This is a genomic window from Pantoea sp. SGAir0430, from assembly GCF_043549295.1.
In genome coordinates this window covers 405,835-420,829 of record NZ_CP039428.1, presented here as the reverse complement: position 1 = coordinate 420,829, position 14,995 = coordinate 405,835, and the positions used below count along the sequence as shown (strand labels likewise).

Annotated in this window: 16 protein-coding genes; 3 read left to right on the top strand and 13 right to left on the bottom strand. The window is 56.3% G+C overall.

Annotation, left to right across the window (positions count from 1 at the left end):
* Nucleotide 1 precedes the first annotated feature (1 nt).
* Nucleotides 2-1,273 carry an alanine racemase gene (locus E7738_RS20980; protein ID WP_394516384.1) on the top strand — a complete coding sequence of 424 codons (1,272 nt, stop codon included), beginning with the start codon at nucleotides 2-4 and terminating at the stop codon, nucleotides 1,271-1,273.
* A 125-nt stretch (nucleotides 1,274-1,398) separates the two neighbouring features.
* Here E7738_RS20980 and E7738_RS20975 read toward each other — a convergent pair whose 3' ends face one another.
* The 3 genes from E7738_RS20975 to E7738_RS20965 form a co-directional block, all read right to left on the bottom strand.
* On the bottom strand, nucleotides 1,399-2,100 hold the full coding sequence (locus tag E7738_RS20975; RefSeq protein ID WP_394516383.1) for an aspartate/glutamate racemase family protein: 702 nt from the start codon (nucleotides 2,098-2,100) through the stop codon (nucleotides 1,399-1,401).
* A 150-nt stretch (nucleotides 2,101-2,250) separates the two neighbouring features.
* A complete protein-coding gene (locus tag E7738_RS20970) occupies nucleotides 2,251-2,472 on the bottom strand; it encodes a YdgH/BhsA/McbA-like domain containing protein (RefSeq protein ID WP_394516382.1) in 222 nt (73 codons plus the stop codon).
* A gap of 106 nt (nucleotides 2,473-2,578) precedes the next feature.
* The gene (locus E7738_RS20965; protein ID WP_394516381.1) at nucleotides 2,579-4,633 is read right to left on the bottom strand and encodes an FUSC family protein; all 2,055 of its coding nucleotides are present in this window, start codon (nucleotides 4,631-4,633) and stop codon (nucleotides 2,579-2,581) included.
* A gap of 242 nt (nucleotides 4,634-4,875) precedes the next feature.
* Between E7738_RS20965 and E7738_RS20960 the strand changes: the two genes are divergently transcribed.
* Entirely contained in the window at nucleotides 4,876-5,823 is a 948-nt protein-coding gene (locus tag E7738_RS20960; RefSeq protein WP_058770463.1) for a sulfonate ABC transporter substrate-binding protein, read from the top strand.
* A gap of 49 nt (nucleotides 5,824-5,872) precedes the next feature.
* Here the strand turns inward: E7738_RS20960 and E7738_RS20955 are convergent, their stop codons facing one another.
* The 3 genes from E7738_RS20955 to E7738_RS20945 are packed head-to-tail and all read right to left on the bottom strand — an operon-like array spanning nucleotide 5,873 to nucleotide 7,288.
* Complete coding sequence (locus tag E7738_RS20955) at nucleotides 5,873-6,583, bottom strand: ArsR/SmtB family transcription factor (RefSeq protein ID WP_394516380.1); 711 nt, start codon at nucleotides 6,581-6,583, stop codon at nucleotides 5,873-5,875.
* A complete protein-coding gene (locus E7738_RS20950) occupies nucleotides 6,580-6,972 on the bottom strand; it encodes an amino acid-binding protein (protein WP_394516379.1) in 393 nt (130 codons plus the stop codon). Before E7738_RS20950 ends, E7738_RS20955 begins: the two co-directional genes overlap by 4 nt.
* Nucleotides 6,965-7,288: an antibiotic biosynthesis monooxygenase family protein gene (locus E7738_RS20945; RefSeq protein WP_394516378.1), complete on the bottom strand. Its 324-nt coding sequence runs from the start codon at nucleotides 7,286-7,288 to the stop codon at nucleotides 6,965-6,967. Before E7738_RS20945 ends, E7738_RS20950 begins: the two co-directional genes overlap by 8 nt.
* Before the next feature lie 395 nt (nucleotides 7,289-7,683).
* Here E7738_RS20945 and E7738_RS20940 point away from each other — a divergent pair, with 395 nt between their 5' ends.
* Complete coding sequence (locus E7738_RS20940; protein ID WP_230201050.1) at nucleotides 7,684-8,037, top strand: GNAT family N-acetyltransferase; 354 nt, start codon at nucleotides 7,684-7,686, stop codon at nucleotides 8,035-8,037.
* Between the two features lie 62 nt (nucleotides 8,038-8,099).
* On the opposite strand, the gene E7738_RS20935 is transcribed toward E7738_RS20940, so the two are convergent.
* The 7 genes from E7738_RS20935 to E7738_RS20905 all read right to left on the bottom strand — a co-directional run bounded on the left by E7738_RS20935 (nucleotide 8,100) and on the right by E7738_RS20905 (nucleotide 14,965).
* Nucleotides 8,100-8,849 carry a 2-phosphosulfolactate phosphatase gene (locus E7738_RS20935; protein WP_394516377.1) on the bottom strand — a complete coding sequence of 250 codons (750 nt, stop codon included), beginning with the start codon at nucleotides 8,847-8,849 and terminating at the stop codon, nucleotides 8,100-8,102.
* 13 nt (nucleotides 8,850-8,862) lie between these two features.
* Complete coding sequence (locus E7738_RS20930) at nucleotides 8,863-9,249, bottom strand: VOC family protein (RefSeq protein WP_394516376.1); 387 nt, start codon at nucleotides 9,247-9,249, stop codon at nucleotides 8,863-8,865.
* Nucleotides 9,250-9,414: 165 nt separating this feature from the next.
* The gene (locus E7738_RS20925) at nucleotides 9,415-10,665 is read right to left on the bottom strand and encodes an MDR family MFS transporter (RefSeq protein WP_394516375.1); all 1,251 of its coding nucleotides are present in this window, start codon (nucleotides 10,663-10,665) and stop codon (nucleotides 9,415-9,417) included.
* Nucleotides 10,666-10,676: 11 nt separating this feature from the next.
* The gene (locus tag E7738_RS20920; protein ID WP_132463501.1) at nucleotides 10,677-11,438 is read right to left on the bottom strand and encodes a siderophore ABC transporter ATP-binding protein EitC; all 762 of its coding nucleotides are present in this window, start codon (nucleotides 11,436-11,438) and stop codon (nucleotides 10,677-10,679) included.
* Entirely contained in the window at nucleotides 11,438-12,475 is a 1,038-nt protein-coding gene (locus E7738_RS20915; RefSeq protein WP_058770448.1) for a FecCD family ABC transporter permease, read from the bottom strand. The genes E7738_RS20920 and E7738_RS20915 overlap by 1 nt, the downstream gene beginning before the upstream one ends.
* Entirely contained in the window at nucleotides 12,475-13,473 is a 999-nt protein-coding gene (locus tag E7738_RS20910; RefSeq protein WP_058776190.1) for a siderophore ABC transporter substrate-binding protein EitA, read from the bottom strand. Before E7738_RS20910 ends, E7738_RS20915 begins: the two co-directional genes overlap by 1 nt.
* A 289-nt stretch (nucleotides 13,474-13,762) precedes the next feature.
* Nucleotides 13,763-14,965: an MFS transporter gene (locus E7738_RS20905; protein ID WP_394516374.1), complete on the bottom strand. Its 1,203-nt coding sequence runs from the start codon at nucleotides 14,963-14,965 to the stop codon at nucleotides 13,763-13,765.
* Nucleotides 14,966-14,995: the final 30 nt, after the last annotated feature.

The following is a 14,995-nucleotide window of genomic DNA, read 5'->3' as shown; positions in this document are numbered from 1 at the left end:
GATGTCGATTCACTTCCCTTTGCAGGCCGACGGCGCGCTGGATGCGCTGCAGCCTGCGCCGCGGTTTAAATCAGTGGCCGGAACGGGCAATCAGCCGCTGGCTAACGGCACGCCGGTGTTTAACAGCCCTGAGGTTTTTTCGCCGCTGATGCTGATGAAACAATCGGCGCTGGAGAATAACCTGCGGCAGCTGGCGGCGTTCTGCCAGGAAAACGGCGTGATGCTGGCCGCGCACGGCAAAACTTCGATGTCGCCGGCGATTCTGCGCCGTGCCGTCAGTGAAGGCGGCGCCTGGGGCCTGAGCGCAGCGACGCCGGCCCAGGTGCGCGCGCTGCGCCAGTTTGGCATCCGCAACGTGTTTCTCGCCAATGAACTGGTGGATCCCGCCGGGATCCGCTGGATTGGCCAGTGGCAACAGCAACATCCCGACCACGGCTTTCTCTGTTATGTGGATTCGCTGCAGGGCGTAAAACTGCTTGAGCAGCATCTCGGCGGCGCACAGATCGCCGTGCTGCTGGAGATGTCGGTCAGCGGCGGCCGCACCGGCTGTCGCTCGCCGCAGACCGCGCTGGAAATCGCCCAGGCAATCCATGACAGCCGCTCGCTGCAGCTGGTGGGGGTGGCCGGATATGAAGGTGCGCTGGGTGCCGGACGCGATGCTGCAGGCGTACAGCGTGTGAAAGATTACTGCGAGATGATGATCGCGACCGCCGCGCTGCTGGCTGAACATCAGCTGTTTGCCAGCGGAGAAATTATTCTCAGCGCCGGCGGTGGCGCGTGGTTCGATGTGGTCGCGGCCTGCTTCAGCGCGGCACAGTTGCCGCTGCCGGTCACGCCGCTGATTCGATCCGGTGCGTACATGGCACATGACAGCGGCTTGTATGCACGCATTGCCCCCTTTGCGCAGCCGGGAGCAACGCACCATTTCAGCGCCGCACTGGAGATCTGGGGCCGCGTGTTATCGCGTCCGGAGCCGGGGCTGGCCTTTGTTGATTTCGGCCGGCGCGATGTGCCGTTCGATCAGGATCTGCCCAATCCGCTGTGGATTCGTCAGGTGGACGGCAGCGCACCGCGCGCGGCCACGCATTTGCGCATCACCGACGTCAACGATCAGCACGCTTATTTGCAGTTACCGGCGGACGATCCGCTGCAACCGGGCGACTGGATTGGCTGCGGCATTTCCCATCCCTGTACCGCATTTGATAAGTGGCGCTATTTACCGTTGGTGGATGATGACTATTGCGTCACCGATTCACTGGAAACAGCGTTCTGACGCTTTTTCAGCCACAAAAAAGGCTGCCAGTGCTGGCAGCCAGTTCTGGCACATCCCTGTGCGACCATGCGGGTCGGCGTTGTGCCTTCAATGAGCACATAATAACACAGATTATAATTAGCAGGCTAGTTATTTGTTGCCAGCGCCAGCTTCACCGCGTCCTGCGCATGGATTAATGTGGTATCGAACAGCGGCACCGCCGCATCCTCCGCTTTAACCAGCAGCGTGATTTCGGTACAGCCAAGGATAATGGCTTCAGCCCCTTGTGCCACCAGCTGAGCAATAATGTCACGGTACTGCGCGCGTGATTTTTCACGGATCACGCCGAGGCACAGCTCCTGATAAATAATGTCGTGCACCGTTTTACGTCCGGTAGCGTCCGGTACCAGCACCTCGATGTCATATTGCTGCTCAAGGCGGCCTTTATAGAATTCCTGCTCCATGGTGAACGCGGTCGCCAGCAGACCGACGCGTTTCACGCCGGCCTGACGAATGCGTTGTGCCGTGGCGTCAGCAATATGCAGCAGCGGAATGCGGGTGGCCGTGGTGATCTGATCGGCGACTTTGTGCATGGTGTTGGTGCACAGCACAATGAAATCCGCCCCGCCCTTCTCCAGGCTACGGGCGGCTTCGGCCAGGATTTCACCGGCCTGCTGCCATTCACCGGCGACCTGCAATTTCTCAATCTGCTGAAAATCGACGCTGTACATCAGGCTGCGCGCCGAGTGCAGTCCGCCCAGCTGCTGCTTTACCTGTTCATTGATGATGCGGTAATAGAGTGCGGTGGATTCCCAGCTCATGCCGCCAATCAGGCCAATCATTTTCATCAGTTACCGTTCCCCACGGAAATTAGCTCGTCTGGCACTGTACGGTATTCAATGAAGGCATGAAAGCGTCGCGGCGCTGAACCGCATCGCAGGCACAAAAAAGCCCGGGATAACCCGGGCTAAGCACGTTAACGGAGAAAGGGATTGTTATTATTTGTACAGCTCAGCAGTCATGTCCACGCCGTTGTCTGCGCGGGCACTGGTGATTTTGTAGCTGTCTGCACCACTCGCTTTAGCCTGAGCGGCAACCTGGGCTTCAGCGCTATCCAGGGTGCTGCCGTGGACGGAGATGCTTTTAGCGGCGAAGCTACCGAAAGAGATCATAGAAAGAGCAGCAACAGCAGCGATGGTCAGAGTTTTTACGTTTTTCATGGTCATATTCCTTCAATGTTTGGGTCAGAGCTGAATGCTCTGCATGGGAGTTATAGTAACCATTGTTATTATTACCGACCTAACAAAAAGTGCGATCTTAATCACACTATGTGCGGTTTTGCTCTGCCAGCGGCTGTGGCCAGCGCGCGCCAGGAAAGAGCGACAGACGAATATTGAACAGATGAAACAGCGGCGCAAACAGCGCATTTTCCTGCTGCGCCGCCGCCTCCAGCCGCAGCAGTAACACATCAAGCTCATGCAGCAGCGCCGGCGACGGCGTGCTGTCCAGCGTTTTCAGCCGCTGCTTAAGAAACTGGCTGAGCTCGTGAAACATGGCCGCGCTTTCTATCTGGTTGGCCAGCAGCAGGTGCCGATGACGGGTGTAATAGTCATAGCAGTTAGCACCGAGCCAGGCCTCCGCAATCAGATTACCGCCCGCCACCAGCTCCGGTGCCGGATCGACGCGTTTACGCGGCAGAATCACGTTTACCCTGTCCAGCGTGCGTGCGACAAATTGCTGCCGCGCCGTCAGCGTGGCGGTGTTCATGCGCAGCGCGGTAATAAACTGCAGCAGATCGCGAATGCCTTTGCGCAGCGCACGCGTGGCCGTCCACGCCGGGCGTTTGTTGCGAATCAGCAGCGTCAGCACCAGCGCAACGGCAATGCCCACCAGCGTGGAGATCATGGCATTCACTATAAGCTGCAAATCGGGTTTGAAATGGTGGCTCATGCCGATCAAACCGGGGATCTGCGTGGCGACGATGAGACCGATCAGGTTGGTGGACGGATTGGCGATCACCAACCCTAAAGCAAACAATCCCGGCGCGAGGCAAATCACCAGCGCTTCAAATGTCACCGCCTGCGGGATCAGCAGCGTGACGTAAATCAGGCTGATCGCCATGGAGATCAGTACGCCCTTCAGAAACAGCTTCATCGGTGCGATGGGGCTATCCAGCCCGGCGAAGAACGAACATAGCACCGCCGCCATCATCGGCGCGGTTGAACCATCACGCCAGCCGCTGCCGATCCAGAACAGGCAGCTGGCAAAGGTGGCGATAAAGGCATTAAAGCACGACAGCAGCAGCAGACCTTTATCGACATGCTTGTGCGCACGTGACGCCTTGCCCGGTTTCACCGCTGGCGTCCAGTCACTGACGCGCTCGCTGACGCTGTGGTAAGCATCAGCAATACGGACAAAATTGAGTAACCGTTCCAGCAGACCGATGAGCAAAATGCTCTCTTCACTGTTAAGCCGCCCTGCGCGCCAGGCCTGCTGCAGCTGTTCCTGAGCGTCGGTGAGGCGATCGCGCACCGGCTGCTGCGCGTCGCCGTTCAGCCATTGTAAAAATTGCTGAAAGGCCGTCGCGACATAATCGGGAAAGCGGATCTGCTGCTGTGCCAGCAGATTCAGCCGCGATTCAATGGCGGTGAGCGTCGGGATTAGGTACGACAAATGCTGATACTGCACGCTGACCAGCTGCACCAGCCGCCGCGCGGCATCACCTTCATAGAAGCAGTGAGTGATCAGCGTTTCGACGTTAAGCGGATAGTTGGCCATCTGCACCAGAATATCCTCGCGCTCCAGTGATTTTGCCGCGGGCATCGCCGTCATCAGCTCGCTACACAATTTACGCGCGTTCTGATACCACAGCCCGACGCTCTGTTCGAGCAGATGACGCATCGAAACCGGGAAGATCAGCCGATGCACCAGGCTGCTGCAGACAATCGCCACAGTGATTTCCTCAATGCGGGAAATCACCGTATAGGTAATGGCGCCGGGCGAGGTCACATCGGGAAAGCCCATAATGGCGGCGCTGTAGCCGGCCAGCATAAAGACGTAACTTTTTGGCGTGCGGTCGTGCAGCGAGAGATACAGGCAGATGGCAACCCAGAGTGAAATACACAGGCTGAACAGCATCGGCGACTGGACCGTAGCCGGATAGATCAACAGAGTAAACAGCCCGCCCAGCACGGTGCCAAAAAAGCGAAACACCGATTTGGACACCGTCGAAGCGGAATACAGCTGCGAGGCAACATACACGGTGGTCAGTGACCAGGCGGGTTTGTCCAGGTTGAGTTCCAGCGCAAGATAAAAAGCCAGAAAGGCGGCCAGACAGGTTTTGGCAGAGAATAGTACGGCGCTTCGGGAAAACCACTTCATAGAACGGGAGCAACCTATAGCAGGCAACGTTATCGCTTATCCTGACAGAAGCCTGCGGCGATGACATTTTGATTTGTTATACAAATTATTACCGTGCTAATTATCCGGTTCTCTATGCAACTTGCCCATTACAGTGAATGCTGATGCAGGCTGGAATTAGAGTTATAAGCGATATTAAAAAGTTATTTATTGGTTATATAACAACTTTGCCAGGATGGAGGAAAAACCACGAGAGACGCCCCATGAAAGCACAACGTTTTGCCCTGAGCGCACTGGCACTCAGCTTCGGCCTGCTCGCCACGCACGCCTTCGCCGCCAACCCGGAAACCGTCACCATCGGCTATCAGAAAGCCAACATTTTTGCGCTGCTGAAATATCGCGGCACGCTGGATGAGACCTTCAAAAAAGAGGGTATTGCGGTGCGCTGGGTGGAATTCCCCGCCGGCCCGCAAATGCTGGAGGGGCTGAACGTGGGCAGTATCGATCTGGCCGCCACCGGCGATGCGCCACCCGCCTTCGCGCAGGCGGCAAAAGCCGATCTGATTTATCTCGGACATTCACCCGCCAACCCTAAAACCGAAGCCATTGTGGTGCCGAAAGACTCACCCATCAAAAGCGTGGCCGATCTCAAAGGCAAACGCGTTGGCCTGAACAAGGGTTCAGACGTCAATTATCTGCTGGTGAAAGCGCTGGAAGATGCCGGGCTGAACTATAAAGATGTCACGCCGGTTTACCTGCCGCCGGCCGATGCGCGCGCCGCCTTCCAGAAGGGCGCAATCGATGCCTGGGTGATCTGGGATCCCTACCTGGCTGAGGTCGAAGCCAACGCCGGCGCGCGTGAAGTGCGCAACGCCGAAGGTCTGGTGCCGCACTACACCTTCTACCTTGCCAGCCGCCCGTTTGCCGAAAACCACCCGCAAACGGCTAAGCAGGTGGTTGACGAGTTGAGCAAGCTGAGCGACTGGGCCAATCAGCATCAGGATGAAGCCGCCGCGATTCTGGCGAAATCCACCGGTCTGGATAAATCCATCTGGCAGACCACGCTGCAACGCCTGCCTTATGGCGCGTCACGCATGTCACCGCAGGTGTTTGCGGAACAGCAGGCGCTGGCAGACACCTTCACCCGCGTCGGCCTGCTACCGGTGAAAGTCGATGTGCGCAGCGCGACCTGGTCGCTGGATAAAAAATAAGCTTTTTGTTAAATCTGAAAGGTCGGGCGATCTGGCGCCTGACGTTAATTCAACTGATTTTCAGTTTAAACAGCCGATACATTGCAACCCGGCCTGAATCGGTTACGTTGACTTCACGGTAGCCCTGTATACGCCTGACCCATTCTTTTTGAAGGAAAAGCGTAAACAGGGCTGAGCCCGCATCACCGCCGAGGTGGAAACGCCTTTCACTCCAGTCCAGACAGGGGCAACAGGGCTTGCGCCGTGTGCGGGAATTCAGCATAACGCCCATGTTCTCAAAATGGATTTTGCCGGCTGATGTCAGTCCCGTTCCCGCTGCTTCCAGCCAATTTTCTCTGAGCATAAAGTCATAAATATTGACAGCAAGCTCGCCGGCCAGATGGTCATAGCAGGTGCGTGCGTAACGCAGATGAACCGGCGTACTGGAAACGGGGGCCTTAGTTGTCCACATGGAAACCCCCATCAGGTTTTCGAGCAATCCGGCGATATGATGACCGGCCAGACTGTAATAGCGATGACGCCCCTGCATCAGGCAAATGACCAGACCGCTGCTAAGGAGTCGGTTCAGATGCCCGCTGGTTGTCGAGGCTGCTATGCCAGCCACTACGCTAAGTTCGGTCGCTGTCCATGCGCGCCCGTCCATCAGCGCGCACAGAATAGTCACCCTTGACGGGTCTGCCAGCGCAGATGCCACCCTTGCCATTGATGTTTCAAGGACATTATCCGGCTCACTTTCGCGCATTTGGTTAACAAGGTTCATTCAGAAGCTATTGCCCATTTTCGGGTTACTTCGGCTGCCCGGACATCATCATCCGTAATGAGAATGAGCCGGTTACGGTGGTCGCTGTACTGTACCAGAATATTGATGCCGTTCCGGGCAAGTGTGTCAGCGATTTCGCCCAGCTCTCCGGGACGTTCCTGCGCTAATTTTCTGACCAGAGGACGACATAGGTTGCCGACTTCAAAACCGGCTTCAGTTAATACCGTACGCGCTTTATACCCGTCTTCAACCAGAAAGTGTGCATGCCCGCCTTCCGGTGTTGTAAATACGCCACCCCCTTCAAGACCCACACCGTTTTTCCCCAATACACTCCCCAGTAAACCTAGCGAGCCCGGGCTATTTTTGAGAATAACGTGAATGTCATGCATGCGGATTGGTGCTCTTATCAGAAGAGTAATCACGGAATACGCTGGCTACCCGTATCCTGTAGAATGAAAAATTCGACTGCCTGCCTTCTTGCTGCGCGGCCTGATGCATCACATTGCGTTTCCACCTGGCGACAGCATCCTCATCTTCCCACCAGGACAAAGAGAGGATCTTGCCGGGCGTGGTCAGGCTCTGGAAGCGTTCAATGGAAATAAATCCGGGCGTGTCGGATAAAAGAGGCTTCAGCTCAGAAGCAAGTTGAAGATATCGCTCCTGAGCTGCTGGCAGGGCTTCTGCCTCAAAAAGTACTGCAATCATGGTCCGCTCCGTCGTTTATTTTCGGACAGCTTAATGAAGACGAAACCATGTTGCTTCGGCCGGTACCGAAGTGTGTGTGTTAGCGAAGCCACCGGCATGGATAAGCGATAAACAGCATGCTCAGGAGTTAAACGGCGGGAATGTGGAGCCACTGGCTATGGCCGCTTCTGATACAAAGCGGATTCATATACACTTCTATATCTGGTACAAGCGAAAAAAGACATTACGAGCAGCTTTGGACTCAAACCCTGATGACTTTATAAAAATGGCATCAATACTAAAATTTATGCTTATCCTGGAATGGAGTTATACCTCTGAACATAAATATAAGAACTGCCCAGGCAGCTGATATCGATGGCATGTTTCATGTCAGAATCTCAGTTATCGAGAATCATTTGAGTCGTGAGGAAATGCGGCGAATCGGGATTACCGAAAACGTAGTAGCTGATTTGATTGAAAAGAGTCGCTGTGCATGGGTTGCGACTGATGACGAGAAAATTATTGGTTTCTCTATGATTTTACCTGATGAAGGCTGCCTTTTTGCTGCCTTTGTTCTCCCGGAGTACGAAGGCAGGGGTATAGGCCGCAGGCTTGTTGAACTCGCGGAGAATGAATTATTCAGGCATCATGAGATTGCCTGGCTTGAAACTGACAAACAAAGTCGTGCAGCAAAATTTTATATACAGCTCGGCTGGGGCAATAAAATTGACATCAATGACACTGATATCAGATTAGAGAAACATCGCTGAGTGAAATCCACAGCAATATTCATTGATGTCCGCTCCTGGCACAGAGCGCACCGTCTGGTCGGTCAGAAACTATTTTGCCCGGGCAATGCTGACATATAGGCATCACCCCAAAGCCGGCATTCCAGGCTGGACTTGTCTACTTCAAGGCAGAGATCGACATCCCCGGCGAATCCACGTTGCATCAGCTCTATTGCAGACGAACACTCCCGTAAAAGCACCAGGTTTTGCTTCTGGTAATGCTGCCAGACAGCCACCGCAGCCTCTGCTTCTGGTGAGCAATTTTGACGCCCCATTGCAGCAATAATTCCGCCAGCAGCCACATAATCCTCAATACTGGGTCGAAGGCTACCATCGGGCCAGCGTTCTCCACAGGGAATTACCAGAACACGGCTGAAGGAACGGCAGGCATTCGCGGTCGCAGATATGTTTCTGAAACAGCCGCTCAACACTGCTATTCCTGCATCCCTTGCTTTGAATGAAACAGCTGAACCGTTAGGCGATGGGAGGACCAGTTTTTCACCCTCGCTTATGTTTCTTAGCGAAGCCGGCGATAGGCTGTAACCTTCACCGCTGAATCGCCTGTCCGGACTCGCTGTGCTGGCTCCCATTTTCAAACCATATTCAATAGCAGAAGCACCTTTCCAGGGGTACGGATAGACACAGGCACCATTATTGACAGCCATACTGACGCAAGTTGAGAACGACATAACGTCAACAATGACAGCGCAGTCGACTTCCCCGGCAAGATGCTCTACCGCAGGCAGTCCCCACTCAAGACGAACCGCAAATTTTTCCTGACTGAACCATTGCACGAGGCTTTCTCCGTTATTCCCACGCCCTGTTTTGCATCACCACCCGGTACCCGTCGGGATCAACGAAGGTTTTCCCATTCACATCCCAGTAAGGATTAAAAGAATTCGTCCGTTTAAAACCCGCTTCGATCATGGTTTCGCATGCCAGCTTCCATGCATTTTCTTCCGGATAATAGAGGACGAGGAGATCGTCTTCGGTTGGCGAGGGTATAACGGGATGTCCCGGGCAGCAGGTGAATTCGAGGTGCCAGTCGAGGTCTTTTCGCCCCAGCATCACGCCATTGAAACCATCGTGATCGTGGAATTCGGCAATTTTTTGCAGACCCAGTCCCTGACTAAACATCAGCACCGATCGTTCAAGCTGGGAGACGGGTCTGGCAATGCGCATGTGCGTAAACATCTGGCTTGACTCCTGAAAACGTTTTTCTGGGTGTTGTTAACCAGGTAGAGTTTACACATGATCGGGCTGATCATTTGTCGATGAGAGCCTGCGCAACCTGCCCTGCCCGCGTTGTGCGCGTCAGGCTACAGCACCGCGCCGTTATAACCCGGATGGCAGCAACGGTTATTCAGGTTTCCCGATCGGCGCGCTGCGCAGCGGGCGACAAATCACGGTCATCGCAACGGCGCTGCACAGGGGAAACAGCGCCAGCAGCAGCCAGGGATAAATAGCCTGCGTTGAAGGGACAAGTGCGTTGTCCAGCAGCGGTCCAGACATTAAATTGCCGGCCAGCACCACGAAGCCGCCGGCGGTGGCAAGGGCGCCGTAATGCGCCCCCAGCGTCGCGGGGTCGGCAAAACGGGGAATCAAATCCTTGGCCGACGGCACCAGCAGCATCTGGCCGAATGTTAAAAACGTCACCAGACACACCGCAGGGATCAATCGCAGCCAGCCGTCAGGCGGGGTTGTCGATGCGAACAGGGCCACGCTGGCAAACGCGGCGGAGAGCAGCAAAAAACCCACCGGTAAAACTTTTACCGTTCCCACGCGTCGTGCAAAGCGCGCCAGCGGCAGCTGAAAAGCGATGATCAACACCGAGGCCAGCATAAAGAGCGGGCCGAGATCTTTCTCGCTGCCGCCTGCTCGCCGAATCTCCACTGGCAAAGCCAGATACAGCTGGTTGTAGCTCAAAAGCCACGAGCTGTAAGCCACGATGAAAGCGACAAAACGCGGCTGGCGGAAGGTCATCCACCAGGGGACAATTTTTAGCGCCTGTTTGCTGTTACCTGTAGCAGGGAGAAAAAAGTACAGCACCATCAGCGCGATGACAAAGACCGCGGCCCCTGCCAGCGCCACCTGGCGGAAACCGAATCCGGTCAGCAGTGCGCCAGCAACCGGGCCCAGTACGGCACCGAGTTCGCCGCACACCGCAAACAGCGCAAACCACTCCGCGCGGCCGCGCTTTCCTTGCGCCTCGCTTTGCGTTCCCGCTTTGGCCAGCAGCGCTTCAATTGACGGGGAAAACAGCGCACCGCCGATGCCCGTCAGACATGCACCCAGAATGATCGGCCACAGCGATTGCCCAAGCGCCAGCAACAGATAACCCGTAATCCGGACCAGACAGCCACACAGGATAATCATCTTTGCGCCGTACCGGTCAGAGAGCGCACCGCCCAGCAGAAACATCCCCTGCTGGGAGAATGTGCGTAATCCCAGAATCAGCCCGATAACGCCGCCGGAGAGCAACATATCATCGCGTAAGAATATCGCCAGAAAGGGAACAACCGCGTAAAAGCCAATGTTGAAAACAAACTGGCTGCCCAGCAAAACGCCCGGGCGCAGGGTAGAGACAGGACGCAGCGAGAAAGAAAGCATGCTACCTGGCCCTAAAGAATGAAATGAATGTGCTTCTTGCCATGAAAGCGGGAGATCTCAATTTTGGTTTTCACCCGGAATACCTGCCAAAGCAGCGCCTCGGTCAGGATATCCTGCGGCGTGCCGGTTGCGATGATTTGACCGTTCTGCATCACGATCAGCGAATCACAGAACATCGATGCGTGGTTGAGATCGTGAATGGCGACAATGCTGGTAACCGGTAACTCGCTGATGAGCTGCATTAATTGCATCTGGTGATGGATATCCAGATGGTTGGTCGGTTCGTCCAGCAGAATTTCGCTCGGCGTTTGCGCCAGTGCGCGGGCAATGTGCACACGCTGACGTTCGCCACCGGAGAGACTCAGCCATCCCTGCTCACTTTTCTCCAGCATGTCCACGCGCTGCAGAGCGGCCGTCACAGTCTCGTCATCGTGCGCACTCCAGTTAGAGAATGGCGAATGATGCGGAATGCGCCCCAGTTTCACCACATCGCGCACACGCATGTTGGCGTCAGTCATGCCGTGCTGCTCGACGAATGCCACCCGGCGGCCAAGCTGTTTGCGGGCGATGCGGGCGATATTTTGCCCGTCCAGCGTCACATTGCCGGCATCCGGGCGCCGCAGGCCGGCGAGGATGCGCAGGAGGGAAGATTTACCGCAGCCGTTTGGACCGATCAGCCCGACAGTTTCACCACGGGAAATGTGCAGCGATACGTTATCGACGATGACCTTTTTTCCAACCTTCCAGCTAATGTTGTCAGCGGAGATACTCATTATTTATTCCCCGAACGCCAGATAATCACCGCAAAGAACGGCACGCCAACCAGCGCGGTCACCACGCCCACCGGCAGGCTTTGCGGGGCAATCAGCAGGCGCGACGCGATATCTGCCAGCACCATCAGAATGGCACCGGCCAGTGCGCTTGCAATCAGCAACGTGCGATGCAGCGGACCAAAGAAGAAACGCATGACATGCGGCACCACCAGGCCAATAAAACCAATTGAACCGGCCATGCTGACGATGGTGGCGGTGATAAGCGCGGTGGTGATAAAGAGCGCAAGGCGCACCTGAGGCACCGCAATACCCAGCGAGGCAGCCGCATCGTCACCAAAAGTGAACGCATCCAGCGCCCGGGAATAGTAGAGGCAAATGGCCAGTCCGAGGGTCACTACCACCAGCACCAGCTGGAGTTCCGGCCAGCGTACGCCACTGAAGCTGCCCAGCAACCAGAACATCACATCGCGCGCCTGCTGCGCACTGGCAGAGGTGCTGATGGTATAAGCGGTGATGGCATTAAACAGCTGGGAAGCCGCAACGCCAGCCAGGATGGTGCGTTCATTACCGCCACGTGCCCCTTTCGTCAGAAAAGCGACAAAGGCAAAGGCAGTGAAGGCGCCGGCGAAGGCTCCCGCCGACAGCGAGACGGCCCCGCTGCCGATGCCCAACACCACGACAGAAACCGCCCCAGTGGAGGCACCGGCAGAGACACCGAGCACATAAGGCTCAGCCAGCGCATTCTTCAGCAGGCTTTGCAAAACGGCACCGCAAATCGCTAACCCGGCGCCACAGCACGCCGCCACCAGCGCCCGGCTGAGGCGAAAGTCCCAGATCACACTTTCGTAGATGCGGCTCAGGGGAACGTGCGTGAGCCCCATTTTATTGCTGATGGCATAAAAGACGCTTTTTAGCGGGATCGACAGTTCTCCGACGCTGACACCGGTCGCAATCACCAGCAATAATAACGCCACGGCAGCCACCAGCGAGGCGGTCAGGAACAGCCCCTGTCGCGCCTGAACAACAGCGATGGTCATCAGTTAAGTTCCAGTTTTCTCAGCTGCTCACCCACCTGTTCGGCTCCGTAAATAGTGCGGATGGTCGGGTTCATCGCCTGGCCGTCCATCACCACAATGTGGCCTTTTTTCACCGCATCCAGCTGGCTGACGGCAGGATCGCTTTTCAGGAATTTGATTTTCTCTTCGGCTTTATCCAGCGCCCAGCGATTGCGATCGAGACTGGAGACCACGATCACATCCGGATTGGCAGCAATGATGCTCTCCCAGCTGACCGTCGGCCATTCGGTCTCTGACGTGATGGCGTTGTGCCCGCCCAGCACGCTGGCGATGAATCCGGATGGACTGTTTTTACCGCCCACATAGGCATCCGCAGACGGTGACGAGCTTGAGAACCAAAACACGAACGAGAGATTCTTTTTGCTGCTACCAAACTCCTGACGCAGTGCCGCTTCACGCTTTTTGAAATCGGCAATCACCGCCTGGCCGCGATCTTCCACGTTGAAAATTTTGGCGAAGTCCTGAATCTCCTGATACAGGTACGTCATATCCCACAGCTGCTGGCGACTGCCATACATATCACCTGCGGCTTTTTTGGTAGCGCACATTCCTGGCGACACATAACTGTTCACGCCAAGGGTGATCAAATCTTCGCGTTTTGCCACCTTGCTCTCGGGTCCCAGCAGCAGCGGCGTCTGGGCAGGAACGAAGTCCGGATTTTGCGCCAGCACGGATTCGAGGGTGGGGATTTCTACCGTTAGCGTTTTGATTTTTGCATTCTGTTCGGCCAGCTGTGGCAACACTTTAGTCGGCCAGAACGCACTGGCGATGACCTTGTCCTGCAGGCCGAGCAGCAGCAAAATTTCTGCGGTATTTTGCCCCAGCGCCACCACGCGCTCAGGCGGCCTGGTGAAGGTCTCTTTATAGCCGCAGTTTTCAATCGTGAGAGGATAGGTGGTGGCCAGCGCAGAGCTAACCGATGCAAACACCAAACATAACGTGCAGATGACCTTTTTCATTTACCCCTATCCCCATTGATATTGTTTTGAGAAGCCCGCGCCGCTTTAATGCAAATGAAACTCATTAACGAAGCGGGCTTTTATACAATGGGCACTTTAAGGTGTCAACGGGAGATTGTTTCCCTGAGTTATCATCGTCATGGACCTGCCGGGATCGCATACCGGACGTTCTGTAAAAGCCTGTCCGCAGCCAGCCGGTCCCCTTCCCCACTGGCGTCACGTATTCAATGCGCAGAGCGTGCCAGGCCAGCATTCGCTTTGCGGCACCGGGTTAGAGGCATCCACCGATTCAGGCCTGACGCTGACCGCACTCAGCGATGTTTACCGGTTGCCTGCGCTTTTCTGACAGCTGCAGACTGAGCATCGCCAGCAGAATAAAGGCCACCGACATGCCGATCAGCCCGTAAAAGCCGGCGAGTGGATATATCCATGATGCGACCGCAGAGCCAAAGCCGATACCACCAAACATGAAGGCACTGGTCAGCGCCAGCGCAATGCCGCGATGGCGGACTGATGCCAGCTCGACGATCCGGCGCTGCTGGCTGGGCCAGAGCAGATCGGTGGCAAACGCCCAGACCACCAGTGCCGCCAGCAGCACGCCCAGCGCTTTCGGCAGCACGGCGATCAAGGCCGTATCGACGATGAGCAACGTCATGCCGCTCAGCAGCAGCTTCTCAGCGGTAAAGCGTGTCGCCACGCGGGTGACCCAGAGATTGCCCAGCACGCCGGCAACGCCCAGCACGGCCAGCGCTGCGGAGACCGCATGCGTGCCGCCAGTGTAGGTGTCGCGAATGAGCGGCGCGATAAAAGCGTAAAAGCTGTAAACGCCGGAAGTAATAAAAAACACCACCAGGAAGGCCGTCAGGTATTTACCATCGGCCAGCACGCCGGCCATCTCACGCAGGCGGATGCGCGTCCCGGCACTGTCATCCGGCACCGTCAGCAAAATGTTCAGCCCGCTCAGCAGACTTAGCAATCCGACCAGCACAAACAGGGCTTTCGCGCCCCACAGGCTGGCTACCCAGGCGGCGAGCGGAATACCGGCAAGGCTTGCCATCGATACTCCGAGCAGTACCATGCCGATGGCCCGGCCGCGTAGCTGTTCATGGACCAGTTCGGAGCCCAGCGCAACCAACACCGGACCGATGAACCCGGCGCCGGCCCCCATCAGGATGCGTGAGGCGAGCAGTGCGTTGTAGCCCGGCGACAGCACAAACGCGAAGGCGCCCAGGCTAAACAGTGCAATGCCGGTGAGCACCAGCCGACGACGGCGCAGGTGACCAAACAGCACCTGCACCAGCGGAGCCGCCAGCGCGAAGGTGAGTCCGAAAACACTCAGTAAGCGCGCGCTCTGCGCATCAGTCAGCTGCCAGGCTGCTGAGATGGCCGGCAGACTGCCAGCGACAGACAGCGCGCCGGTAGCCTGAACGAAGTAGGCAATGCTCAGCGCACGCAGCGCGCGGCGCTGGGAAGAGGTGATGACAGCGTTCATTATTTCTCTCCGGCATAAACTTCAGGGGCG

Excerpts from the sequence above, each read along its gene's own strand:
- E7738_RS20980 (WP_394516384.1), top strand. The coding sequence starts at position 2 with ATGTCGATTCACTTCCCTTTGCAGGCCGACGGCGCGCTGGATGCGCTG.
- E7738_RS20945 (WP_394516378.1), bottom strand. The coding sequence starts at position 7,288 with ATGATTGCAGTACTTTTTGAGGCAGAAGCCCTGCCAGCAGCTCAGGAG.
- E7738_RS20930 (WP_394516376.1), bottom strand. The coding sequence starts at position 9,249 with ATGTTTACGCACATGCGCATTGCCAGACCCGTCTCCCAGCTTGAACGA.
- E7738_RS20920 (WP_132463501.1), bottom strand. The coding sequence starts at position 11,438 with ATGAGTATCTCCGCTGACAACATTAGCTGGAAGGTTGGAAAAAAGGTC.
- E7738_RS20905 (WP_394516374.1), bottom strand. The coding sequence starts at position 14,965 with ATGAACGCTGTCATCACCTCTTCCCAGCGCCGCGCGCTGCGTGCGCTG.
- E7738_RS20970 (WP_394516382.1), bottom strand. The coding sequence starts at position 2,472 with ATGAAAAACGTAAAAACTCTGACCATCGCTGCTGTTGCTGCTCTTTCT.
- E7738_RS20960 (WP_058770463.1), top strand. The coding sequence starts at position 4,876 with ATGAAAGCACAACGTTTTGCCCTGAGCGCACTGGCACTCAGCTTCGGC.
- E7738_RS20975 (WP_394516383.1), bottom strand. The coding sequence starts at position 2,100 with ATGAAAATGATTGGCCTGATTGGCGGCATGAGCTGGGAATCCACCGCA.
- E7738_RS20965 (WP_394516381.1), bottom strand. The coding sequence starts at position 4,633 with ATGAAGTGGTTTTCCCGAAGCGCCGTACTATTCTCTGCCAAAACCTGT.
- E7738_RS20910 (WP_058776190.1), bottom strand. The coding sequence starts at position 13,473 with ATGAAAAAGGTCATCTGCACGTTATGTTTGGTGTTTGCATCGGTTAGC.
- E7738_RS20950 (WP_394516379.1), bottom strand. The coding sequence starts at position 6,972 with ATGCATGACATTCACGTTATTCTCAAAAATAGCCCGGGCTCGCTAGGT.
- E7738_RS20955 (WP_394516380.1), bottom strand. The coding sequence starts at position 6,583 with ATGAACCTTGTTAACCAAATGCGCGAAAGTGAGCCGGATAATGTCCTT.
- E7738_RS20925 (WP_394516375.1), bottom strand. The coding sequence starts at position 10,665 with ATGCTTTCTTTCTCGCTGCGTCCTGTCTCTACCCTGCGCCCGGGCGTT.
- E7738_RS20915 (WP_058770448.1), bottom strand. The coding sequence starts at position 12,475 with ATGACCATCGCTGTTGTTCAGGCGCGACAGGGGCTGTTCCTGACCGCC.